Origin of the sequence: Parasulfitobacter algicola, from assembly GCF_013315265.1 — a bacterium.
In the GTDB taxonomy this organism is placed as follows: domain Bacteria; phylum Pseudomonadota; class Alphaproteobacteria; order Rhodobacterales; family Rhodobacteraceae; genus Parasulfitobacter; species Parasulfitobacter algicola.
Window position 1 is genome coordinate 184,274 of the sequence record NZ_JABUFE010000001.1, and the last position, 24,814, is coordinate 209,087.

The 24,814-nt window shown below is 50.7% G+C and carries 20 protein-coding genes; 6 read left to right on the plus strand and 14 right to left on the minus strand.

What is annotated here, in order from left to right; translation table 11 throughout:
* Positions 1 to 41 precede the first annotated feature (41 nt).
* From HRQ87_RS00935 to cysQ, 6 genes are all read right to left on the minus strand, one after another.
* Complete coding sequence (locus HRQ87_RS00935; protein ID WP_174134478.1) at positions 42 to 1,253, minus strand: glycosyltransferase; 1,212 nt, start codon at positions 1,251 to 1,253, stop codon at positions 42 to 44.
* Positions 1,213 to 2,196, minus strand: coding sequence for a UDP-glucose 4-epimerase GalE (galE, locus tag HRQ87_RS00940; protein ID WP_174134479.1), 984 nt, complete (start codon positions 2,194 to 2,196; stop codon positions 1,213 to 1,215). The genes HRQ87_RS00935 and galE overlap by 41 nt, the downstream gene beginning before the upstream one ends.
* Positions 2,197 to 2,202: 6 nt before the next feature.
* Entirely contained in the window at positions 2,203 to 3,096 is an 894-nt protein-coding gene (gene galU, locus HRQ87_RS00945) for a UTP--glucose-1-phosphate uridylyltransferase GalU (RefSeq protein WP_174134480.1), read from the minus strand.
* Between the two features lie 155 nt (positions 3,097 to 3,251).
* On the minus strand, positions 3,252 to 4,490 hold the full coding sequence (locus tag HRQ87_RS00950; RefSeq protein ID WP_174134481.1) for a glycosyltransferase family 2 protein: 1,239 nt from the start codon (positions 4,488 to 4,490) through the stop codon (positions 3,252 to 3,254).
* Complete coding sequence (locus HRQ87_RS00955) at positions 4,487 to 5,287, minus strand: 3-deoxy-manno-octulosonate cytidylyltransferase (RefSeq protein ID WP_174134482.1); 801 nt, start codon at positions 5,285 to 5,287, stop codon at positions 4,487 to 4,489. The genes HRQ87_RS00950 and HRQ87_RS00955 overlap by 4 nt, the downstream gene beginning before the upstream one ends.
* Positions 5,287 to 6,084 (minus strand): 3'(2'),5'-bisphosphate nucleotidase CysQ, encoded by a 798-nt coding sequence (gene cysQ, locus HRQ87_RS00960; protein ID WP_174134483.1) that lies wholly within the window; start codon positions 6,082 to 6,084, stop codon positions 5,287 to 5,289. Before cysQ ends, HRQ87_RS00955 begins: the two co-directional genes overlap by 1 nt.
* Positions 6,085 to 6,213: 129 nt before the next feature.
* Here cysQ and HRQ87_RS00965 point away from each other — a divergent pair, with 129 nt between their 5' ends.
* Complete coding sequence (locus HRQ87_RS00965) at positions 6,214 to 7,035, plus strand: ABC transporter permease (protein ID WP_174134484.1); 822 nt, start codon at positions 6,214 to 6,216, stop codon at positions 7,033 to 7,035.
* 8 nt (positions 7,036 to 7,043) lie between these two features.
* On the opposite strand, the gene HRQ87_RS00970 is transcribed toward HRQ87_RS00965, so the two are convergent.
* Positions 7,044 to 7,661, minus strand: a complete 618-nt coding sequence (locus tag HRQ87_RS00970) for an alpha-ketoglutarate-dependent dioxygenase AlkB family protein (protein ID WP_246251607.1) — start codon at positions 7,659 to 7,661, stop codon at positions 7,044 to 7,046.
* 180 nt (positions 7,662 to 7,841) lie between these two features.
* Between HRQ87_RS00970 and dnaK the strand changes: the two genes are divergently transcribed.
* From dnaK to radC, 3 genes are all read left to right on the plus strand, one after another.
* Positions 7,842 to 9,761 (plus strand): molecular chaperone DnaK, encoded by a 1,920-nt coding sequence (dnaK, locus tag HRQ87_RS00975; RefSeq protein ID WP_174134485.1) that lies wholly within the window; start codon positions 7,842 to 7,844, stop codon positions 9,759 to 9,761.
* Between the two features lie 73 nt (positions 9,762 to 9,834).
* Complete coding sequence (gene dnaJ / locus HRQ87_RS00980; protein WP_174134486.1) at positions 9,835 to 10,974, plus strand: molecular chaperone DnaJ; 1,140 nt, start codon at positions 9,835 to 9,837, stop codon at positions 10,972 to 10,974.
* Between the two features lie 35 nt (positions 10,975 to 11,009).
* The gene (gene radC / locus HRQ87_RS00985; protein ID WP_174134487.1) at positions 11,010 to 11,768 is read left to right on the plus strand and encodes a RadC family protein; all 759 of its coding nucleotides are present in this window, start codon (positions 11,010 to 11,012) and stop codon (positions 11,766 to 11,768) included.
* A gap of 78 nt (positions 11,769 to 11,846) precedes the next feature.
* Here the strand turns inward: radC and ileS are convergent, their stop codons facing one another.
* The 6 genes from ileS to HRQ87_RS01015 all read right to left on the minus strand — a co-directional run bounded on the left by ileS (position 11,847) and on the right by HRQ87_RS01015 (position 21,858).
* Entirely contained in the window at positions 11,847 to 14,825 is a 2,979-nt protein-coding gene (gene ileS, locus HRQ87_RS00990) for an isoleucine--tRNA ligase (RefSeq protein WP_174134488.1), read from the minus strand.
* Positions 14,826 to 15,109: 284 nt separating this feature from the next.
* Entirely contained in the window at positions 15,110 to 16,111 is a 1,002-nt protein-coding gene (locus HRQ87_RS00995; protein ID WP_174134489.1) for a DctP family TRAP transporter solute-binding subunit, read from the minus strand.
* Positions 16,112 to 16,196: 85 nt separating this feature from the next.
* A complete protein-coding gene (locus HRQ87_RS01000) occupies positions 16,197 to 17,759 on the minus strand; it encodes a phosphate ABC transporter substrate-binding/OmpA family protein (protein ID WP_246251610.1) in 1,563 nt (520 codons plus the stop codon).
* A gap of 305 nt (positions 17,760 to 18,064) precedes the next feature.
* Entirely contained in the window at positions 18,065 to 20,764 is a 2,700-nt protein-coding gene (locus tag HRQ87_RS01005; protein ID WP_217430349.1) for a DUF2339 domain-containing protein, read from the minus strand.
* A gap of 133 nt (positions 20,765 to 20,897) precedes the next feature.
* A complete protein-coding gene (locus tag HRQ87_RS01010; protein WP_246251685.1) occupies positions 20,898 to 21,536 on the minus strand; it encodes a winged helix-turn-helix domain-containing protein in 639 nt (212 codons plus the stop codon).
* Between the two features lie 37 nt (positions 21,537 to 21,573).
* Complete coding sequence (locus HRQ87_RS01015) at positions 21,574 to 21,858, minus strand: hypothetical protein (RefSeq protein ID WP_174134491.1); 285 nt, start codon at positions 21,856 to 21,858, stop codon at positions 21,574 to 21,576.
* A 150-nt stretch (positions 21,859 to 22,008) separates the two neighbouring features.
* On the opposite strand from HRQ87_RS01015, the gene HRQ87_RS01020 reads away from it, so the two are divergent.
* Positions 22,009 to 22,473, plus strand: coding sequence for a hypothetical protein (locus tag HRQ87_RS01020; protein WP_174134492.1), 465 nt, complete (start codon positions 22,009 to 22,011; stop codon positions 22,471 to 22,473).
* 85 nt (positions 22,474 to 22,558) lie between these two features.
* On the opposite strand, the gene HRQ87_RS01025 is transcribed toward HRQ87_RS01020, so the two are convergent.
* A complete protein-coding gene (locus HRQ87_RS01025; protein WP_174134493.1) occupies positions 22,559 to 23,146 on the minus strand; it encodes an HD domain-containing protein in 588 nt (195 codons plus the stop codon).
* Positions 23,147 to 23,296: 150 nt separating this feature from the next.
* On the opposite strand from HRQ87_RS01025, the gene ahcY reads away from it, so the two are divergent.
* Positions 23,297 to 24,682, plus strand: coding sequence for an adenosylhomocysteinase (ahcY, locus tag HRQ87_RS01030; RefSeq protein WP_174134494.1), 1,386 nt, complete (start codon positions 23,297 to 23,299; stop codon positions 24,680 to 24,682).
* Positions 24,683 to 24,814 lie beyond the last annotated feature (132 nt).

Below are 24,814 nucleotides of genomic sequence, written 5' to 3' on the forward strand. Positions count from 1 at the left end.
GCGTCCTTATTACCTATACTCAAATCACTAAACCGGACTGATTATGTGATCCTTAACACTGTTTCAAAATGATGCGCCCAAGTTGGCAGCATTATGGATTTACAGTGTTTTTTTCCACCAACCAGTTCATTTATCTTCATTTTCCATCCATAAGCGTCGCTTACCGTTACGTAAATAGGGTAATCACCTAGAAATTCACGGAAAATCGGTAAATCATTGCAAAGAACAGGCGCGCCCGCCAACGCAGCCTCGGCTGGTGGAAAGCCGTATCCTTCGGCAATCGTCGGAAAAAGCAGCCCATTTGTTTTGGTCAGCAGGTAAGATACCGCAGCATCTGAAAGACCGCTCAACTCCGTTACGCCAGGCGGGTGGTTATCTAGTCGTTCAAAGACATCCTCGTTCCGCCATCCCCGCGTACCTATGATGATCAGATTGGCCTTGGCCCCAAAATCAGCCCATAGATCTAACAAAAACGCATGATTTTTGCGCGGCTCAATCGTGCCAAGCACCATGAAAAACGGATAGTCTAGATTCAGCGCATCAGGCAAACCAACCGGATCAGGGGGCACCAGATCAATTCCAAGGTGCGCCACGATACTGTCCGGAACCCGCCCCCATTTTGCGAAATAATATTCTGTCCTTTTTTGGCTATCATATGAATTATAAACGACAAAATCAGCCATAGCTGAAACATTACGCATCTTTTTCTCAAACGCTTCAACCGTACCTTGGCGCTGAAATTCGGGATGATCCAGCGGAATGACATCGTGAATCAGAACATTAATTGTTGCCCCCGTAACGGTTTTGACCGCATTAAATACAGAGATATCCAGATTTGAATGTCCAACATTCCAATATTCAGTGCCTTTAGGCATAGCCTGTTGAAATATCTGACCTGCATGACGACCGCGAAGAATTGCCGTCTTTCGCAAAGTGGTTTCCGCTTTCTTCCGATCTGGGTTTAATTTCCGCGCTACGTAGGACAGAAAATCAACCTTTAACCAGTCATTTTGCACAAGGCGGCGTTCGAAATCCTGGGCGCCCTCTTGATCCAGCAGAACATAGCCAAATGCCGTTTTTGCAAAACCAAACATTGGCACAGGATCGGCAAGAAAATAACGAAGATAAGCCAATTCGACGCGGTCCACGCCTGTCAGGGTCTTACCCGTCCGTGACAAAAGACGCGTCAGATCAAGGCAACGTGCGACTGGATTATTTGTCGTAGTGGCCGTTTTGGTGCCAGCGCCAGGCATCTTTGATCATCACCTGCAAAGTTGAACGTTCCGGGTGCCACCCTAACTCACGCGCGGCACGTTCGCTACCCGATACAAGCTTGGTGCAATCGCCTGCACGACGATCGCCTTCGACAAAAGGAACTTCTTTGTTAGTCACACTGCGACTGTGATCAATCACTTCACGTACGGAAAACCCACGGCCGGTTCCCAAATTGAACACCCGGCTGTCTTTACCATCTTCTAGCCATTTCAGCCCCAGAACATGGGCATCTACCAGATCCATGACGTGCACATAATCGCGCACACACGTGCCATCATCGGTATCGTAATCTGTTCCATAGATCGTCAGCGCCGGACGTTTTCCATCAATGGCATCCAGCATCAAAGGGATCAAATGTGTTTCGGGTTGATGAAATTCACCTACTTCGCCATCAGGATCAGCACCAGCCACATTGAAATAACGAAAAATAACGTGCTTTAGGCCAAAAGCCATTTCAAAATCCCGCAAGATATCTTCGATGGCACGTTTGGATGCGCCGTAAGCATTGATCGGATCCTGCATGCTATCTTCGTCCAGCAGCACATTGTCTTGTTCACCATAAGTCGCACAAGTCGACGAAAAGACAAAGTTTTCACACCCCGCATCAACAGTTGCCTGTATCAGCGTCAGCGATCCCGTCACATTATTATGCCAATACTTGCCAGGATCGGTCATGCTTTCACCAACCTGACTAAGAGCTGCAAAATGCACAACCGCAACAGGTTTGTAAGTCGCTAAAACCTGATCCAGTCGGGCACGATCTGTCAAATCGCCCTGTTCAAACGGGCCAAACTTAACAGCATCACGCCAGCCCGTGGACAAATTATCGTATGTGACAGGGATATAGCCAGCGGCAAGAAGTGCCTTGCATGCATGCGAGCCGATATAGCCCGCACCACCCGTAACCAGAACATTTTTCACGCGGCTCTACTGCGCGGCTTTTTGAACGGCGACCATCTGTTCCAGATAATCAGACAGTTCATCTTTCAGTTCGTCACGTGCCAGACCAAAGGCAACTGTCGCCTGCAAGAACCCAGCTTTTGATCCACAATCAAACCGCTGGCCCCTAAAGCGGAAGCCATATACGCCCCGTTCCGCTTGTAATTCTGCAGCAATCGCGTCGGTCAGCTGAATTTCACCACCTGATCCGGATTTCATCCGATTAAGATTTTTCAAAACATCAGGTGTCAGGATGTAACGCCCAATCACTGCCAGGTTCGATGGCGCATCTTCCGCGTTTGGTTTTTCGACCATTCCTTTGACAGATACCATCGACCCCATGTCTTCTTTTACGTCCAGAACACCGTAAGCTGATGCCTTTTCAGGGGGCACTTCCATTGCGGCAACCATGCAGCCGCCTGTATCCGCGTAAGCTTCTGTCATTTGCTGCAAGCACGGCTTTTCGGCTGCAATGACATCGTCAGGTAAGATGACTGCAAAAGGTTCGTCGGCAATCAGACGGCGCGCGCACCAGACCGCATGGCCCAGTCCAAGTGCTTTGTGCTGCCGGATATAGGCAATAGCACCGCTGTCCATATTGGTTGATTTCAGAGTCTTCAAAAGCTCTTTCTTACCTTTTTTACGAAGCGATGCTTCCAGTTCCGGGGCATGATCAAAATAATCTTCAAGCGCAGATTTTCCGCGCGAGGTGACAAAGATGAATTCCCGTATCCCCGCGGCACGGGCTTCGTCGATGGCGTATTGGATCAACGGGCGATCCACCAACGTCATGATTTCCTTTGGCACAGACTTCGTCGCCGGCAAAAAGCGTGTCCCCAAACCTGCAACAGGAAAGATGGCTTTCGTTACGCGTCGTTTCATTCTGAGAACCTTTCAATTTTACGCCTTTGTGCAAGGCCAAGCGTGATACGATTCCAACTATAGCACCAGCGATCATCATAAGAATATTGACAATCCTATGGCATTAGCAAGTTGTCGCCGCATCAATTCGCGTGAAACGTGTATTTCGCCAGTTTCTAGGGCACCCCGAGTCCGCGCTGCGCAGACACTCGCGCAGTCTCGGCAATTACCCGCGACTTAACCGACAAATGCAGCCCTGGACGATCATTTCGAACAGATCGTCCAAATATACCCCCACGATGCATCCAAAAGCCGCCATCGTCAAATTTGACTGAATGGCGACGCGGGGTGTGTGACAGGGCAAAGACAGTCACTATGCGCCCTTCAAGCAACATTTTTTGTGCCTCGGCCCGCAGATTTTTAAGATCCCAGATTGGGCCCCAGATGACAAAATTACCATTTGGTGACGTCTTTTGGAAAGGTAAAAAATCGTCTGGTGCAGAGCTAAGCGGTTCAATAAATCGCCGCTCGCGTTTGACACCTTCGGATGCGCCTTCGATCAGCCCATCCATCAAATAATTCACCTCAGACGGCTCAAGCCACCCCGCAACCATATGTTGCAGCAAGCGCTTGCGCTGAATAGCTTGAAAATCAACCCACGCATCCTCGGCATCGTCTGTTTCACAGTATTTCGACAGATACACCGCAAAGCTGGCCCCGATTTCATAAAGCGATGTTGGTGTGCGATCCTGTGTACGTCTTTCACTTGGGGCCGTTGCATGGTGTACTTCTGCCATCGGTGAAATCGCAGTTTTCAAACCTTGACGGGCAAGCCGCATATTCAGATCAGTATCATCCAAGTAAAAGTGATACGACGTATCAAAGCCGCCAAGTTTTGCCAGAACATTGCGACGCACGGCCATGTTGGTACCTTGGGTTTTAATCGCCGTATCTACTGTCGGCGTCAGCAGAGTCGGCTGATCATCTGATACCTCAATATCATGCGATTGACCCTTGGTATCGGCCGTCTGTGCCTTCCATTGAAACGAAATGCCGTTGCGCCCGCGAACAAATCCGCCAACGGCGGCAACATTGGCCTTGTCGAACGGGGCGACCAGATAGCCCAACCATGTCGGTTCCGCCACAGCATCATCATCAATAAAGGCAACGATGTGACCTGCAGCCGCATTGATCCCCACGTTTCGAGCCGCAGAAATATTGGGTTCGTCAAAAGACAGACGTTTGACATTGTAATCAACGCATGTCGTCTCAACTACACGTTCACCAAAGATATCCGTGACGACGATCACTTCGAATGCCGGATAGATTTGTTGTTTCAGCGACGTCAGACATCTTGCAAGATGATCAGGGCGTCCGCGACTGACCACAACAACACTTACTCGCAGATCACTCATTCTGCACCCATACGCTTTAACATGTCTTCCAGTTTAGGAACGTCTTCGGGGTTGTTCAGTTCCCAGAATTCGCGCCCCTTGGCATTGACTTCAACACAAAGAACAGACCGACCCTGTTCTAGAAATCGTAATTGTTCAAGCCCTTCAAGGCGTTCCAACGATCCAACCGGCCACCTTGGATACGCCGCAAGCGCTGACGGTCGATAGGCATAGACCCCGACGTGGTGAAACACCGGTGTGTCTTCGGTTTCGGTGTATTGACCTGGATCAAAGGGGATGACTTCTTTCGAAAAATATAGTGCGTGGCGGTCTGTATCGAACACGGCTGTTGTTCCGCCAACGCGTCCGGCTTTGCGATCCGCCAAAAGCCCGTTTAGTGCAGCGCCATTACAGCGCAAAACCGGTGTGGCCACTTCGGCTGTCGGATTGGCGCGCAGGCCTGTAATCAGATCTTCGATAAACCAGTGCGGCGTCAGCGGGGCATCACCTTGAAGGTTCACGACAATATCGTAAGTCGCCTCTGCAATATTATATGCCTCGGCGCACCGTTCTGTGCCATTCATGCAATCGCTGGATGTCATCATGACTTCAGCTCCAAACCCCAAAGCGGCATCGCGAATGCGGTCATCATCCGTTGCCACAACAACGCGGTCCACACCGTCGACAGCTTGCGCTGCTTGCCATGTGCGTTCGATCAATGATTGTGCAACGCCTGTGGCACCGGTCAGCGTGACAAGTGGTTTTCCCGGATACCGGGTTGATGCATAACGGGCGGGAATAACAACGAGAACTGACATCAGGACGCCTTTAGCCGAACCCCGGGCGCATAGGCAATGAAATGTGGGTTTCTAAAAGCCTCTTTTCCATAGACCAGCGGCGTCAGATCATCAAAACGCACAATTGTACCGCCCGCACCCATCAATACAGCATGGCCTGCCGCCGTGTCCCATTCCATTGTCGGGCCAAGCCGTGGATATAAATCAGCCTCGCCCGTGGCGATCAGGCAGAACTTCAGCGATGATCCGGCGCTTGTCATGTCTTTCACATTATACTGCTTGATATAATCATCTGTCGCCTGATCCCGGTGGGATTTTGAGGCCACGACCATTAAGGCATCATTGTCAGGGTTTGACACTTTAAGCGGTGCGACAAGACCTGCGGTATCTTTATTCAGATCACCCATTTCCTCGACGGCGGTACCGTCGGGCTGTGTGTAAAACAGCCGCCCCTTGGCTGGTGCATAGACCACCCCGCGCACCGCTTTACCGTTTTCAACCAGCGCAATGTTCACCGTAAAATCGCCCCGCCGATTGATGAATTCTTTAGTGCCATCCAACGGATCTACAATAATAAAATCGCGGGCCTGAATGTCATGCGATGACGCCTGTTCTTCTGTCACCAGCGCAATGTCGGGAAACGCGGCGCGCAGACCTGCGGAAATCAGATCATCGGCGGCCTGATCTGCGACAGTTACCGGGCTGTTATCGGATTTCAGCTGGACGTCAAAATCATCCGCATCATAGATTTCCATGATCTTATCACCAGCCAAAAGGGCAAGACGGCGAAAGACCTGTGTGATATGTTCGTAATTCAAAAAGGTCTCTCCGTCAGGTCATCGGCCGTGTTTATTGATCTGTAACTCTTAGGCCCTTATGCTTTCACGAAACTTAATCGGCAAGCGCTGAGTCCCTTTGCGCATCGAAATCCAAGGCCGCACAGCAGAATGTTCCAGTTCGAAGCCAGACCCTATGCCAAAAGTTCGGCCGTCGGATTTGCCGAACTCGTTTACCATGGCACCGTGCGATATGTGCGAAAAGGCCATGGAAATGCGATCATTGGATTGCTGCTGAACATGATGCAGACCGTTATTCTGTGTATGGTCTTTTACATCATGTTTTCGGTACTTGGCTTGCGCGGTAGCATTTTACGCGGTGATTTTCTGCTTTATATCATGTCGGGCATTTTCCTGTTCATGACCCATACCAAATCACTTGGGGCGATTGTGGGCTCCGAAGGTCCGGCATCCCCGATGATGCAACACGCCCCGATGAGTACCGCAATCGCGATATGTTCAGCCGCGCTTGGAACGCTTTACATCCAACTTTTATCGATGTTTTTCGTACTGTTTATCTATCATCTGGCGTTCACACCCATCGTAATTGATGATCCCATCGGTGCATTTGGCATGGTCCTGTTGTCCTGGTTTTCGGGACTGTCGATCGGGATGCTGTTTCTGGCCCTAAAACCATGGGCGCCCGGCGTTGTCGGTATGACGACGGCGATCTATAGCAGGGCAAACATGCTGGCATCGGGCAAGATGTTTTTGGCCAATACTTTACCTGAAAAAATGCGGAACCTGTTTGATTGGAACCCCTTATTTCACACAATTGATCAGGCACGCGGATATGCTTTTATAAACTATAATCCACATTATACATCTGTTGAATATGCGCTGTATTTATCCTTGACGCTTTTGATGATCGGGCTGATGGGCGAATTTTACACCCGCAAGCACGCATCTGCCAGTTGGGCGGCGCGGAAATGAGGCGCAGATCAATCTACAATGCGTAAGGTCAAATTAAGTCTTCCGCCCTTTCGCAGCAATTGACTAGACCCGGATTTGATCCGGTCCACCCCATGATAGGTCAGGCGCGCGTCACCCCCCATGACGACCACATCGCCAGATTGCAGCCACAGCGACTTTGTCTTGCCGCCACGTGTTTGGTTGCCAATACGAAAAAGCGCATCATCGCCCAAAGACACTGACACAACCGGCCAGTTAAAGTCGGCTTCGTCCTTGTCTTGATGCATGCCCATCCGCGCCGCATCATCGTAAAAATTAATCAAACAGCACTGTGGCAAACGATCTTTTACACCGACAGCACGCCAAATATCTAAAATTTTATCCGGAATAGGCGGCCATGACGTACCGTTAGGATGGGTTGTTCGATACCGGTAACCTGACCGATCAGAATACCAACCATACTTTCCGGCCGAAGTCATGCGAACGGACATAGGTTTGCCAAATGGTGTTTGCGGCGTGAAAAGCGGTGCCTTTTCAATGATACTGCACAAATCATTCAGGATTCGTTCCTGATCAGACTTGGGGATCATATCTTTGTAGATTTCAAAGCCACGCAGTTTCAGTGGCGTCATTACGCGGTCAGTCATGACATTAATCCACAGATTTCCTCAATTTCAATTCATCTGGGCGCTTGCAGGGGCCAGACACCATCCTTATATACGCCGAGAAGCGGGACGGCCCAGACGAAAAGCCGTTCTATTTGGGATAGGGGCTGGATGCCGAATGTGGATCCTGACCTCATAAATCGCCGGTAAGAGGATATGAACATGGCCAAAGTTATTGGTATTGATCTTGGAACCACGAACAGCTGCGTGGCAATCATGGACGGGTCACAGCCCCGCGTAATCGAAAACGCGGAAGGCGCGCGTACAACGCCGTCTATTGTTGCGTTTACAGATCAGGAACGTCTGGTGGGTCAACCCGCCAAGCGCCAGGCTGTCACAAACCCTGAAAATACGGTTTTCGCCGTAAAACGTCTGATCGGCCGTCGCGTTGACGATGCCGAAGTGACTAAAGATAAGAAAATTGTGCCATACGAAATTATTGATGGCGGCAATGGCGACGCGTGGGTCGAAGCCAAGGGCGAAAAATACAGCCCAAGTCAGATTTCGGCATTCATTCTGCAAAAGATGAAAGAAACCGCCGAGTCGTATCTTGGCGAAGAAGTGACACAGGCCGTTATCACCGTGCCTGCGTATTTCAATGATGCACAGCGTCAGGCGACCAAGGACGCCGGTAAAATTGCAGGTCTTGAGGTTTTGCGGATCATCAATGAACCGACTGCTGCGGCTTTGGCTTATGGCCTGGACAAGAAAGAAACAAAAACAATCGCCGTTTATGACCTTGGTGGTGGTACGTTCGACGTGACCATTTTGGAAATTGACGATGGTCTGTTTGAAGTGAAATCCACCAACGGGGATACATTCCTGGGTGGTGAAGATTTCGATATGCGCATCGTGAACTATCTGGCTGATGAGTTCAAAAAAGAAAACGGTGTCGATCTGACCAAAGATAAAATGGCCTTGCAGCGTTTGAAAGAAGCCGCTGAAAAAGCCAAAATCGAACTGTCTTCGGCCACTCAAACCGAAATCAACCAGCCGTTCATCAGCATGGATCCAAACGGTGGCCAACCGCTGCACATGGTCATGAAGCTGACACGCGCCAAGCTGGAAAGCCTTGTTAATGATCTGATCAAAGCATCGATGAAACCTTGCCAAGCCGCATTGAAAGATGCTGGCCTGTCGACAAGTGACATTGATGAGGTTGTTCTGGTCGGTGGTATGACACGGATGCCAAAGGTCAAAGACGAAGTCACTAAGTTCTTTGGAAAAGAGCCTCACCAAGGTGTGAACCCTGACGAAGTTGTTGCCATGGGTGCCGCAATCCAAGCTGGTGTTCTGCAAGGGGATGTTAAGGACGTTGTTCTTCTGGACGTAACACCCTTGTCGCTTGGCATCGAAACTTTGGGTGGTGTTTTCACACGTCTGATCGACCGCAACACAACGATCCCGACGAAGAAATCGCAAATCTTCTCAACAGCTGAAGACAATCAGAATGCTGTGACTATCCGGGTTTTCCAGGGTGAACGCGAAATGGCTGCGGATAACAAAATCTTGGGTCAGTTCAACCTTGAAAATATTCCACCCGCCCCACGCGGACTCCCGCAGATCGAGGTGACGTTTGATATCGATGCAAACGGCATTGTGTCGGTCGGTGCGATGGACAAGGGCACCGGGAAAGAACAGAAGATCACGATCCAGGCCTCTGGTGGATTGTCGGATGATGACATCGAAAAAATGGTGCGTGACGCCGAAGAAAACGCCGAAGCCGATAAAGAGCGTAAAGAGCTGGTTGAAGCGAAAAACCAAGCAGAAAGCCTGATCCATTCGACAGAAAAATCGATGGAAGAGCATAACGACAAGGTTGATCCAACAACGATCGAAGCAATCGAGCTGGCAATCGTCGCACTGAAGGATGATCTGGAAACTGAAAATGCGGGTAAAATCAAATCCGGCATCCAGAACGTAACCGAAGCCGCGATGAAACTTGGCGAAGCGATTTACAAGTCCAGCCAGGAAGAAGCCGCAGGGGAAGCCCCCGGCGGGGAAGATGGCCCGCGCGGTGTGGACGATGATATCGTCGATGCTGACTTCGAAGATCTGGACGACGACAAACGCGCCTCGTAAGCGGCGAAATGGAACCAATGGGACCGGCTTGCTGAAGCGGGCCGGTCTTGACGTTCCATGACGGGAGATACCCATGTCAAAACGCGACTATTACGAGATCCTTGGTGTTGCCAAAGGGGCTTCGGCCGACGAAATTAAAAAGGGCTATCGCCAAAAAGCGAAAGAGCTGCATCCGGACCGTAACTCTGACAATCCTGATGCAGAAGCCCAATTTAAAGAAGCCAACGAAGCCTATGAGGTTTTAAAAGACGCCGATAAAAAAGCGGCCTATGACCGTTATGGCCACGCCGCTTTCGAAGGTGGGATGGGTGGCGCACGTCAGGGCGGCTATGGCGGCCAAGGTGACTTCGCCAGTGCATTTTCAGATGTCTTTGACGATTTGTTCGGCGACTTTATGGGCGGACGCGGCGGTGGGCGGCAACGGGCAACCCGTGGATCTGACCTGCGGTATAATCTTCGCATATCGCTGGAAGATGCATTTAAAGGTATGCAGAAAACCATCAATGTGCCTACATCTGTGGGCTGTACGTCCTGCAGTGGATCAGGGGCCGTTGGTGGCGCCGAGCCGGACACATGTCCAACTTGTTCCGGCATGGGAAAAGTGCGCGCACAACAGGGCTTTTTCACGGTCGAGCGGACTTGCCCGACCTGCAGTGGTTTGGGTCAAATCATCAAAAATCCCTGCCAAACTTGTAATGGTGCAGGCCGCGTTGAAAAAGACCGATCACTTAGCGTGAACATTCCAGCTGGGGTCGAAACTGGTACACGTATTCGTCTTGCTGGCGAAGGCGAAGCGGGTATGCGCGGTGGCCCAACCGGTGATCTGTATATCTTTATTGAGGTGGAAGATCATAAGCTGTTCCAACGTGACGGCAACGCGTTGTTCTGTCGTGTGCCTGTATCAGTGGCCTCTGCTGCCCTTGGTGGCGATATTGAAGTTCCAACAATTGATGGCGGGCGCAGCCGTGTGAAAATTCCAGCAGGCAGCCAATCTGGCCGTCAAATGCGCCTACGCGGCAAAGGGATGCCAGCCCTGCGCGGCGGAAGTGCTGGGGATATGTTCATTGAACTGGCTGTTGAAACACCGGTGAACCTGACATCGCGACAGAAAGAAATCTTGCGGGAATTCGATAAGTTAAGTGAAAATAATAATCCTGAATCCTCAAGCTTCTTTTCATCTGTTAAAAATTTCTGGGACTCGATGAAGAGTTAACTGATTATTCAACGATTTGGCGCAGCGTGCCTTGCATGAATGCGCCAAAACATTTTTCTGAAATGCAACTGCCCCTGCTTGAGGGGCAGGAATTTCTGGTTACCGGACCAAAGGGTAATCTGCCGTCCTATATTCAGGATCATCGTAAGCGTTTGCGCGAACGGTTTATGCATGGCGGGTCGCAAGCGATGCCGGATTATGAACTTCTTGAACTGGTTTTGTTTCGGTCCATTCCACGCTGCGATGTTAAACCCGTTGCGCGACGTTTACTGGATACATTTGGTGACTTTAATCGTATTATTTCAGCCCCCACTGAACGTCTGCTTGATGTGCGCGGTGTCGGCGAAGCAGTCGCCACAGATCTGAAAATTTTAGAAGCTGCAGCCCACCGTATGGCCCGTTCCAAGGTGATGCAACGGCCCGTATTATCCAGTTGGGACGATCTTCTGGATTACTGTCATACAGCCATGTCACATCTGGAAACCGAACAATTCCGCGTCCTGTATCTGGACAGTAAAAACGTGTTGATTGCAGACGAAGAACAAGCACGCGGCACAGTAGATCATGTGCCGGTTTACCCGCGTGAAGTTATGAAGCGGGCATTGGAAATCAATGCATCTGCCCTTTTGTTGGTTCATAATCATCCATCTGGGGATCCGACACCATCACAAGCTGATATTGGCATGACCCGGCAAATTCAGGAGGCCGCGACTTCCCTTGGGATCACGCTGCATGACCATCTGATTATCGGTAAATCACAGGAACTTAGCTTTCGGTCCGAAGGGTTAATCTAACCCGCCGCTCATCAATCCCCAGCGGGCTTTCCTCGCAATATGTCGCGGAAAAGGCCGCAAGGGAAGATAAGCGTGCCGTTAGCCCAAAGCTGCGTCACATCTTGCACAAACCGCAGTATGTGCATGGGTACCGACATCTGGCAGAATTTTCCAGCAGCGCTGACATTTTTCACCTTTGGCTGCTGCAAACTTAACACCGATCCCGTCTGCCCCATCCAGAGTAAAGGCATCGTCGGGCGTTGCGTCGGTTGAGACATGGATCCCTGATGTGATGCACAGATCGTCAAATGAAACAGTGGCTAGAACTGCCGCTGTTTCGGTATCCACATAGACAATTGGCGCAGCTTCAAGCGAGGCACCAATCGTTTTTTCCCGCCGCTCAATTTCAAGTGCGCCCGTGACCACACGGCGTACTTTGCGGATTGTGGCCCATTTCGCGGCCAGATCCTTGTCACGCCAATCAGCGGGTGTCTCAGGGATATCCGTCAGATGGATCGAACTGTCTTCGCCGGGATACCGCTCCAGCCAGATTTCTTCGGTGGTGAACACCAGAACAGGAGCCAGCCAAGTGGTTAGGCGGTGAAACAGAATATCCAGCACGGTCCGCGCCGCACGCCGCCGGTCTGTATCACCATCGCAATACAGAACATCTTTTCGGACATCGAAATAAAATGCCGACAGATCAAGGGTGGCAAAGTTGAAAATTGCCTGAAACACGCCTTGGAAATCGTACTTTGTATAGCCGTCTCGCACGGTCTGATCCAACTCGGCCAGACGGTGCAGAACCCAGCGTTCCAACTCTGGCATATCGGCGGGATCCATACGGTCAGCCTCGCTGAACTGTGCCAACGATCCTAGCATAAAGCGCATTGTGTTACGCAAGCGGCGATAGCTGTCGGCCACGCCTTTCAGGATTTCATCCCCAATCCGCAGGTCAGCCGTATAATCCGATTGCGCCACCCACAGCCGCAGAATATCAGCGCCATATTGTTGCACGACCTTTTCCGGAGCGACCGTATTTCCAAGGGATTTCGACATCTTGTTACCCTTGGCATCCAGCGTGAAGCCATGGGTCAGTACACCGCGATAGGGCGCGCGACCCTGCGTGCCGCAAGACTGCAACATCGAGGAATGAAACCATCCGCGGTGCTGATCAGTCCCTTCCAGATACAAGTCCGCCAACCCATCCGCACTTCCGTCTTCGCGATCACGCAGCACAAAGGCATGGGTTGAGCCACTGTCAAACCACACGTCCAGAATATCAAAAATCTGGTTATAATCGTCAGGATTGTGGTCATTGCCCAAAAACCGTTCCTTGGCACCATCAGCATACCATGCATCAGCCCCTTCGGCTTCAAACGCATCAAGAATACGCTGATTGACAGCCCCGTCGCGCAATAGAAAATCATCGTCCGTAGGCAAGGCACCCTTTTTGATGAAACAGGTCATCGGCACACCCCACGCACGTTGGCGTGACAGCACCCAATCCGGGCGCGCTTCGATCATGGAATACAGCCGGTTGCGCCCGGTCTGCGGTGTCCAAGTGACCAGTTGATCAATGGAGTTGAGTGCCCGTTCGCGGATTGTGGTGCCATAGGTATCCTGCCCATCGCCGATCTTGCGATCAATCGCGGCAAACCATTGCGGCGTGTTGCGATAGATGATTGGCGCTTTTGAACGCCAGGAATGTGGGTAGGAGTGCTTGATCTTGCCGCGCGCCAAAAGTCCGCCCACTTCGACCAGCTTTTCGATCACGGCCTTGTTCGCATCGCCTTCTCCACCCTTGCGTGAAAGAATATATTTCCCACCAAAAAAGGGTAGATTATCGCGAAATTTACCATCATCCTCAACGTTATAGGTGATGACCTCGCTTAGCATTCCAAGGTCGCGGTAAAGCTCGTATTCCTCCATTCCGTGAGAGGGCGCGCAGTGGACGAAGCCGGTACCTTCCTCGTCGGTAACGAAATCGGCAGCACGGAAATCGCGGGTATCGTCCCATTCTCCGTTTGAGCCGGAACAGTTGGCGAGGGGGTGGGCCAACTTCATCCGCGCAAGTTCGTGATGCGAAACCCCAGAAACGCGCGTGTAATCGCCTTTTTCCAAACGCGCCCGGGACAGAACATCGCCGGCCAGTTTGTCGGCAAGGATGTAATGCTCGCCTTGTTTTGCCCAATTGTCTACGGGGCTATGGTCAACGCGATAAAGGCCATAGGAGATGTCTTCGCCGTAGACCACCGCCTTATTGGACGGCAACGTCCAAGGGGTCGTTGTCCAGATAACGACAAACGCCTTTTCCAGCAGTAGTTTGGCGTGATGTGAAAAGAACTCGTTCTCGTTTGCGTCTTCTCCATACTCCTTTGCATCGTCGCTATACTCAAATTCGGCGACCGAGAATTTCACCCAAACCGTAAAGCTTTCCTTATCGTGATATTCGACCTCAGCCTCGGCCAGTGCTGTCTTTTCGACTGGGCTCCACATCACAGGTTTTGATCCCTGATACAGAGTGCCGTTCATCAGGAACTTCTGGAACTCTTCCGCGATGATGCGTTCGGCGCGGTAGTTCATTGTCAAATACGGATTATCCCACGTGCCCGTGATGCCAAGGCGCTTGAATTCCTCGCGCTGGATATCGACCCAACCATTTGCAAAATCGCGGCATTCCTGGCGAAACTCGATGACAGGTACATCGTCTTTGTCTTTGCCCTTTTGGCGATATTTCTCTTCGATTTTCCATTCGATCGGCAGACCGTGGCAATCCCAACCGGGGATATATCGTGCATCGCGTCCCATCATCTGCTGACTGCGTACGACCATGTCTTTCAGGATCTTGTTCAGCGCGTGGCCAATGTGCAGATGGCCGTTGGCATAGGGGGGGCCATCGTGCAGGGTAAACGGCTCGCGACCGTCCGCGGCTTTATCGCGCAGTTTGTCGTAGACACCGATCTTTTCCCATCGGGCCAGCCAGTCAGGCTCGCGTTTGGGCAAACCGGCACGCATGGGAAAATCGGTTTGTGGAAGGTTCAGCGTGTCTTTGTAATCGGGCATATCGGCGCACATTTGGGGCGTCCTGTCGTGGTTCTTTTACGGAAATGCGAGGGGCGGCGCGATGGGGTCATACGCCTTGTCCCGGCGGCTCATCCTGATCAGAGCGCCGGGCTTATAATTCGAATGATGATCACTGCAAAGTACATCATAACGCGCCTTATAGTGCGATGGCTATTTAGGGTAAAGGGTATAGATACCATCTGAAATATTGAAGGCCACGATGATTTTAGAGGGCATTCAATAAAAAATGTCACCGGAACAAAGCCCCGATGACATTAAGCAAACTTTGGTGATGTTTATTCGCTTTTGGCGGCCCGTACAGCATCGATCAGATCCTGACCAACAACGTTGGAAAACTGATCGTAAACGGGCGTGAAAGTATCGCGCCAGACCTGCTTTTCTTCGTCTGTCAACCGAATAACCAGAACCTCTTCATCAATTATATCCTGACGGCGAAGCTGATTGGTCTCAAACGAAAAGCGATTGTATTCATGGGTTGTCAATTCAAACAACGCCACAAATTCTTCCCGCATATCGCGACTGAGGCTATCAAGAAACGACGCAGGCATCACCACAAGATACCCCAAATACGCATGGTTTGACTCTGTCACACCATTTTGCACCGTATGGAAATCCTTGGTATAGATATTGGACCAGGTGTTTTGCTGCCCCTGAACCTCACCACTTTCCAAGGCGCCATAGACCTTTGAAAATGCCAAACGCTTTGTGCTGGCACCCATCTGGTTGAATTGCGCTTCGATGACGTCTGATGGCTGAACGCGGAACGTCAGGCCTGCGGCATCTGATGGTTTGCGCAAAACCCGTGTGGATGAAATCTGTTTCATCCCGTTTGACCAGAACCCCATGCCGACAAAACCCGCAGGGCGGACTTCTTCACGCAGTTTCTGCGCCCCTTCTGAAGCTAGAAAATCCAACGCGTGTACAGGATCATCAAACAGGAACGGCAGATCGAACATCTGAAGTTTTTGCGTATAGGCTGAGAACTTTGAAAATGACGGCGCGGCCATCTGAACCTTGCCATCCAACATAGCCTGGAAAACATCGTCGTCGTTATAAAGCTCAGAACTGCCATACACTTCCATGCACATGCGGCCGTTCATTTGTGTATTGACGCGTTCGGCCAATGCACTTGCTGTTTCACCCTTGGGGTGACCCTTTACCGCTGTCACCAAACTCATCACGACTTTGACTTCACCAGCTTCACAGCTTGCCTGGACCTGCGTCACCAATGGCAGGCTTAGCGCGACGGCAGCCAAAGTGCACTTTACGACGTTCATCGGGGACTTCCTCTCTACTGAACCACTGATCGACGGGATACTTCCCTGATCTGAAACACGGGTTTTGAATTTACATAACATCATATTAATTCACCACGATGTCCTGAACCCATACCTCGACGCGGCGATTGATACGACGTCCGGTGTTGGTTTCATTACAACCCAAAGGAGATATCTCACCATAACCAATAGCGCGCATTTTGACACGAGATGCCAGAGCAGGATCGGTCGCACGGATCGCTTGCATCACTTGTTGCGCACGTTGTTCGGACAATTCACGGTTCAGATCGGCTTGACCAACAGAGTCCGTAAAGCCGATAAAAATGATCTCTTTGTTCGTAAAGCTTTCATCTTGCAGCAATTTTATCAAACGCTCGACGTCCGCCTGGGCCCGTGCGTTCAGATCAGCAGAGCCGGTTCTGAAACGATAAGTCGTTGACAAACGATCGGCAGAAATCAGCTGTTCGAACATTTCGCGCAATTCTTCGTATGTTTGCGCGCCGTCTGGCGCGACCACGGCCGATGCCAAACGCAGCCCTTGTGCGTTAATTGATTCTGATGTGACCGCCTGATTGATAAAACCTGCGTCGGCGACAATATCCTGCGCCCGATCCGAAACCGCAAAATCACGTAAACCAAGCGCTTTCGTCGGCAGAGGCTTGTTTGATTGATACATGTAAAGCAGTCGGGTCAGTGGGTATTCTTCTGTTTTGATTGTAAAGGCACTTGGTGGCGTTTGCAGACCACAGACACCCTGAATGGCCAACGGACTTGCGCCCCCGACATTGGCAAAGCTGGTAAACCCGATACCGTTTGGATCGCTCAGCACAGCCGCAACGACATCAGCGTCTGATGTGTGAACCGTCACACGACCATCTACTGCAACGCCGTTTGGACGCATAACCAAAGCGTCGAAAACTTCGCGCGTACCAGAATCATTATCACGTACGTGCAGATTGATAGGGGCGTTGTTTCCACCAAGTTGTGACCAGTTTGAAATTAGTCCCGAAAAGGCAGCTGCCGCATTTTGTTCTGAAATCGCACGAACAGGGTTGCCTGGTGACGTCACCAAAACAAGACCATCTAATGCAACAATGTTTTCCTGATCACTGCTGTTCAAAACACCCAAACCTGCAGCTTCGAAGTTGCGCAGTTCGCGGTTCCTTGCAGGACGTGTCGAAAGCGCAAAGCTGGCATCACCATCAAGAAGCGCACGCAAACCACCGGTTGAATTTGAAGTAGCGATCGTGATGCTGGCCTCGGCGGGGCCGGACAATTCATATTCCACTGCCGCATTGCCATTGCGCGACGTATCCAAATCAGCGCCAAGTTCTGCGCTATAGGCCCTTATCAGTTCTGGGATCAGGCCTTCACCAAGTGACTTTGAACCGGCAATTGCAAATTCCGATGGAAGGTTATTTTCGGGACAACCAGCACCTGAACAGTTCACTACATTGGCGGGAATACGAACTTGGCCCATCGTCGTGCTAAGTGTATAAATGTTATTATCAAATGAAATCAGATCACCCTGTATAGAGATTGATCCATCAATCGCATCTAATCTTACTGTTTCAGAAAATACAGCTGTTGCCATAAATCCTGCTAATGCTGTGCCTGCCAGCAAAGTTGCTATCGGTCTATTCGCCATTTTAGCCTCTAGAGTTAGTTTCGAATAAAATACTTGGCCTATTCCAAGAATTTTTGATTGGATATGCGCTAATTTTGATTCTGTTCAAATTTTGGCCATAAACTAGGCGAAAAGGTGTTATTGTTGCTTCTTTAACGTAAATTTTCGCCTAATTTACTTATCAAAAAGGCCTTGAGTTAAAACAACTTCTTTTAAATCAATATCTTGAAAAGATTTTCGAATACAAAGCAGATATGTGAGACGAACCGTCACATATCATCGTCAAAATTAACTTTGCTCAAAATTTAAGCATATATTACGTAGACTTAGCCTGCTTTATTCTCGCTGTTTAATCTTTGAACCCATCGGTTCAACCATGCCAAGCCTGCCAGTGACAAACCAAGTGCCAGGAACGAGAAGACGCGCATCAATCCTTCTAGGCCCGTAACATCGACAAAGAACACTTTGATCACCGCGATACCAATAATGACCAGTCCCGCTTTGCGCAGAACATCCACACCCCCGCGCATGGATTGAAATAGAAGTCCCGCCCCAATAATCAGCAAGGTTACGGTATAGGTGTAAAGTTCGGGCTGGATCGTTCCTGAACTGGCCATACCTTCGTTGCCTTGCCAAAAGTGGCGGATCACAAGCACCAGCCAAAAGGACGCAAGGCCAAGTGCGGGAATGCCAAAAACAAATTTCAAAGCCTTTGGCATCGCCTTGATCCTTAATATGCCAATGACCAGGACTATTGCTGGCAGCAGATAAGTCGGTGCCAGTGTGTTAAACAAAGGCAGACCAAGAATATTTTCTGATCGGGACAAAAGCGGGTTGTTAAATGTCAGTGCTACCAACAACGGAATCATCCCAATAGTGCCATAAATCGCGGCCAGAATGATGCGTGCAACGCGCAATTTACCACCAGCCGCATAGCGTTGGATTTGCATTATCATCAGGCTTAGCCAGATTGTGGCTGTAATGCCGAAATACCAATGACTCCAAAGTCCATTATAGCCTGACACCCATTCGATCCAGCGATACAGAACAACTGACAGAAAGATACCGCCCATGCTCCAGGCAGCACTGTCCAGCATCATGCGTGGGACGGGACGTTCAAGGTCGCGCAACAGAAACAAGGATGCCACACAAGCAAAAACGGGGGTGCCGTACGCCAGCAATACCTCAATTACCGGGGCAAACTCTGCCCAGGACAAGCCGGGATCCGCAATGATGCGGTATCCCAGAACGACAACGCCTATGCTGATGAACCAGCCCATTGGCGGCAGTTTGAACTTGCGGTCCAATGCAGCAGCCGTGGTCACAGTGACACACAATGCAATCGTCAGTGCGACTGAGCTGAGTACGATAAAAAGCCCAAAGGAAATCGCAGATAACGCAGATAGTGTCGCCAGTGCAGTGCGCAACCGGTCATCCCCGTCACGCCGCGCATAGCGTTCGGCCAAAAAGACCATAACAGCCGCCAGTACCGCCGCATGTAAGCCCCATGCATATGCGCCGATTGTCCGCGATGGTTGCCATGTCATTTCAAGAAAAATCGCAACCGCTGGCGCAAAAAGTACCGCACCCGCTGCCCAAAGCACAGGATTGGCGGTACGTCCAAAGGAACGCCATGCCATGGCAAGCGACGCAAACAATGCCAACCCAAACAGGATCGTGACCTGCATCGGCATCGCTGCTTCAGGGTTTTCCGCATATGCACTTCGAAAAGTGGAAAAGGCGTCGCCGCGGTTGCTGGCCTCTAGGGCGATGGTGAAAATGAAACCGACCGCTGGCAGTACAACCAGATCCTGCAACGCAACAGCGTTTCTGGCCCACACTGTCAAGCCAAGCATGAAAAACATCAGACAGGTAATCGACACCCAAAACGCGGACATCTCAAAACTGAGAAGGGTCATCACAAGACAAGACGCAACCATGGTACCAGCCGCCAGTCGGGTCGGAAATTCCGGCCAGGGCATGTCTTTTGTCTTTGCCAATATCTGAGATATCATCGTCCCGCTATGGCGGGGCTCAAACTGCAAGACAGGAATGGCGATGGCCGCGAATGCAATCACAGTCGCAAACATCATGAAATAGACGGCCTGACCGCCAGTCTGATAAATCATCCATGATGTCGCGAAGCCCAAAACAAGGGATAATATTGAGACCCACGCCCATCTGCGGATCGCGTCCACAAACAGGCCCGTGATCGTGACCAATCCGAAATAGGCAAAAAGTGGTGATGGATCGCTGTTTGACCCACCCAATACCATTGGCGCACCCATGGCACCGATAATACCAACGGCCGCCAAAAGTGGCCCATAGAACCAACCCAAGACAATCGCCAATGCTGCCACCAAAACCATACCAACCATCGCGCCGCCTGGTCCGATCAAATCATACAGCATGTTGGCAGACAGGATCGCAGCAAATAGACTAACGATACCCGCACTTGAAAAGGTGGATGGAAGATAGGCTGTAACAGCGCCCTCTCCGTCGCCGTAACGACGTCGGATAAATTCGCCCGCAACAACCAAAGACGCGCCGAATAAAAGCGCAAGCAACACCCTTGCAGTTGGCGAAATAAGTGAATTTTCAATACTGTATTGCACCATAAAGATGCCCGCCAGCGCCAGCGAAATCGCAGATATTCCATAAAACCAGTTTTCCTGCATCCAGGCAATCAGCGCGTCAAACTTGTCCTTGCGCATGACAACCGCGCCGGGCGGGCCCGCGGTTTCTGCTGGCGGAATGGGCGAAGGTTTTGATCGGGACACAGGCTGTATAGGGCCTTTGGAAACCGGATCAGCCGCACCGGTTAGCGCAGGTTGTGCCGGACGCCGTGCATCTTTCGCAATCAACGGTAATTCAGGTTTTTTGGCTGGTGATTTACTCGTCAAGGGTTTCTTGGCATCAGGTTCAAAAGATATTTGCCGCTGAAGTCGCTCAATATCTTTTTTCAGCTTATGTTGCGTAATAAGCAAATAAACGACAGCCGGAACAAGAATATACGCAATAATCAAAATACCATCCCTTTTTAAAAAGACAAACTAAGCATAATTTACGTGATAAAAAACGGTGGAAAACCAGACCTTTAGAGTTTTCCAAAAACTGTGACAGAAACGTATAGCCGTTAATCAGAAATATCTATCTGTATTAGACCATCTGAATAACGTCTTTATCAATCGACAGCATGTATCCCCGACGCGCAATATTCCGCACCAGCAGATCACTGACCATCTGGTTACCAAGTGTATCACGCAGCCGTTTGATCCGCGTCGCACCAGCAGCTTCATCGCAGTCTGATGCGTCACGCCCGGATATTACTGCCTCGATCTCGGCGCCTGACAAAACATCGCCGTCCATGCGTGCCTCGGCCAGAACAGACAATGTTTCAATCGCAGCTTCGGTCAGTTTGAATTCCATATTATTCAGATAAACCGTGTTTTGATCACGGCTGATCAGAAGCGATGATACCTGAATGCCTGATTTTTCGATTTGTGCCATTCGGCGGTTCAGCGACACCAACATCAGCAAAAATACTAATGCCGCGACAAGCAGCGATGTCGCAAAGATCAACAGCACAAAGATCACTATGCGGTATGACAAAAGGGTATCCGAAAACGCGGTGCCCGATTGCGCCAGTATTTCCAGCAGCTTGATTTCGGCCTGACCTGTCAGCGCATCGTTTTCAACAAACAGCTGTTCGACCCGCGCGTTGAAGGCATTCGCATCAGGAAGACTGAAAAACAGCAAAACAGACGTGATCAAAAGAATGACCACAATCGCTGACATGCCGCCAATGACAATCCGCGTCCCGGAACGACGTGCTTCAGAAGCGGAGGAAAAATTCTCCGGCACTTTCTTTCCTTTCAGACAATCCTTGTTCGTCAAATACGGATAGCACGTTCAAAAGCTGCCAACCACGATCTTGCAACCGATCGTCCAATTGTCGCTTGGCAGCCTGCGCCGTGCAATTGCCCCCGGAAATTTCAGCCACACCGTAATGTAGCCGCAAAGGGTTATCCTGCTTGGCCTTGTAATCAGCAAAGCAGGCCGCCTGGGCCCAGGTCGCCGTCAAGGCAAGTACAAATGTATATGTCAGCAATTTACGCATAACGCCGTCATTCCCGATTTTCCGATGATATTCAATAGCACAGACCAAACACGCCCTCTGATATTGGATAACCAACCGATGTTATTGTCTAGTTTGGTCAGATGACGCGATCCTGTTTTCATCACGCCCCTAAAGAAAGGATGAATGAAAATGAGCAGATATATTATGTCCCTTGGACTTGCCCTAATTATTGCAGTGACCGGTGTCGCAACGGCCCCCGCGCAGGCAGATGAGAATGATATCGCAAAAATAGTAGCTGGCATTGCAACGATTGCGATCCTTGGTTCGGTCATTAACAACGGTGACGACAACGGCGGCAGCAAAGTATATTATCGCTATCGCGGATATGATCGCGACGACGATGATAGGGATTATCGTCGTCCCAATCGCCGCCATTCTAAAAACCTGCCCGCGAAGTGCTTTCGCGCCTATCAAACACGTGATGGTGTCCGTCGCGGGTTCGGCAAACGCTGCATGGAAAAGAACTATCGCCATGTCGATCGTTTGCCCCGCTTTTGCTTGACGCGTGTCAGAACGCCTGATGGCAAACGGAATTTTTTCAAAGCCAGATGCCTTCGCAAAGAAGGTTATAACCTCGGCCGCAACCGTTACTGAGGTCGAGCAGTGAGAGAGGGTGCGCCCTTCCTTCTCTCACAACCCCGGAAAGGGGCGGAGGTAAAATAAGCCACCGCCCCTTTCTTCATATCAAATCCAGAAGTTCAGCATGACGCGCCAGATATTCATCCCGCACAGTAACCGGAGGCCGCAGCCGGATCGTCAGTTTTTCAGCAAGCGCCGGGTCTTGTTTTCCAAAAAATTTATCAGCTTCGGCCATGGTGAAACCTGCGATTTGCACAGCCTCAAGCCAGGCGCTGATCTTATCGGCCTTCTTGATCTGCTTTTTGATAGTTGCGGGCATAACCGCAGGCAGTCCAAACCGCAGGTGGATGGCCGCCGTCAGCCGATCATCCAACGCACCATACCCCGGACCCACGGCCGCTTTGACGGGCGAGATCATATCGCCGATCACATATTCCGGCGCGTCGTGCAAAAGGGCTGCCAATCGCCATTTAATTGGCGCATTGGGATACAGTTGATCAAATATTTCTTCGACCAGCAGGGAATGTTCGGCCACGGAATATGCATAATCGCCAAGTGTCTGGCCGTTCCATCGCGCGACAAAAGCAAGCCCATGTGCGATATCTTCAATTTCGATATCCATTGGCGTCGGGTCCAGCAAATCAAGCCGCCTGCCTGAAAGCATCCTTTGCCAAGCGCGTGCTGCCATTGCTGTTTCCTTTCTTTTGTTGCGGTTACGGCTAACGTTAGTCTGTCATACTGTCCAGCGCACTTGGCTGCTTCAATCTTTGCAATTGTTCCTTAACCGTCGGGCTGATAAAGGACCCCAAAAGCCATACACGGCAAAGGAGAGATTTCGATGAAAGACTATATCGTCAAGGATATATCACTGGCTGAGTATGGCCGCAAAGAACTGGATATCGCTGAAACCGAAATGCCTGGCCTGATGGCGCTGCGCGAAGAATACGGCGACAGCAAGCCACTGAAAGGCGCCCGTATTGTGGGCAGCCTGCACATGACAATCCAGACCGCTGTTCTGATCGAAACGCTGGTGGAACTGGGCGCAGACGTCCGATGGGCATCGTGCAACATCTTCTCAACCCAGGATCATGCGGCGTCAGCGATTGCCGCAGGCGGAACACCCGTTTTCGCAATCAAGGGTCAGACGCTGGAAGAACATTGGGACTATCTTGATCGTTCATTCATGTTTCCCGAAGGCGCGAATATGATCCTTGATGATGGCGGTGATGCCACGTTGTATGTGTTGCTTGGCGCACGCGCCGAAGCGGGCGAAGATATCATTCCTGTCCCGTCATCCGAAGAAGAAGTGGTAATCAAAGCGCAGATCAAAAAGCGGATGGAGGCCAGCCCTGGTTGGTTTACAAAGGTCCGCGACGCGATCAAAGGCGTGTCAGAAGAAACAACAACTGGCGTGCATCGTCTGTATGAATTGCAACGCAACGGTCAGCTGCCGTTCCCCGCGATTAACGTGAATGACAGCGTGACCAAGTCGAAATTCGACAACAAATACGGCTGCAAGGAATCGCTGGTCGACGGCATCCGCCGCGCCACCGACACAATGATGGCCGGTAAAGTTGCCGTGGTGTGTGGCTATGGTGACGTGGGCAAGGGATCGGCTGCATCCCTGTCAGGTGCTGGTGCCCGTGTGAAAGTAACAGAAGTCGATCCGATTTGCGCGCTACAGGCCGCAATGGACGGGTTCGAAGTTGTATTGCTGGAAGACGTGCTGGACAGCGCTGATATTTTCATCACCACAACCGGCAACAAAGACGTGATCCGTATCGAACACATGCGCGCGATGAAGGATATGGCGATCGTCGGAAACATCGGTCACTTCGATAACGAAATTCAGGTGGCCGCCCTGAAAAATCACAAATGGACGAACATCAAGGAACAGGTGGATATGATCGAAATGCCTTCGGGTAATCGCATCATCCTGCTGTCCGAAGGGCGTTTACTGAACCTTGGGAATGCTACCGGCCACCCCAGTTTCGTGATGTCAGCCAGTTTCACAAATCAGGTGCTGGCCCAGATTGAGCTGTGGACCAAAGGCGATGAATATAAAAACGACGTCTACATTTTGCCCAAGCATCTGGATGAAAAAGTGGCACGCCTGCATCTGAAACGTATCGGCGTGAAACTCACCGAACTGGATAAAGAGCAGGCAGATTATATTGGCGTGACTGTCGAAGGACCGTTCAAACCTGAACACTATCGTTACTAAGCACGTCCAATTGAAATGCCCGCTTGAATATCGGCAAAAGCGGGCATTTCGGAATGCAATAAAAATTTTCCTTTGACGCGGCACCTTTAGACACTAACGTGCGCCCATCTTGTGTTTAGTAAGGTGGAGAGA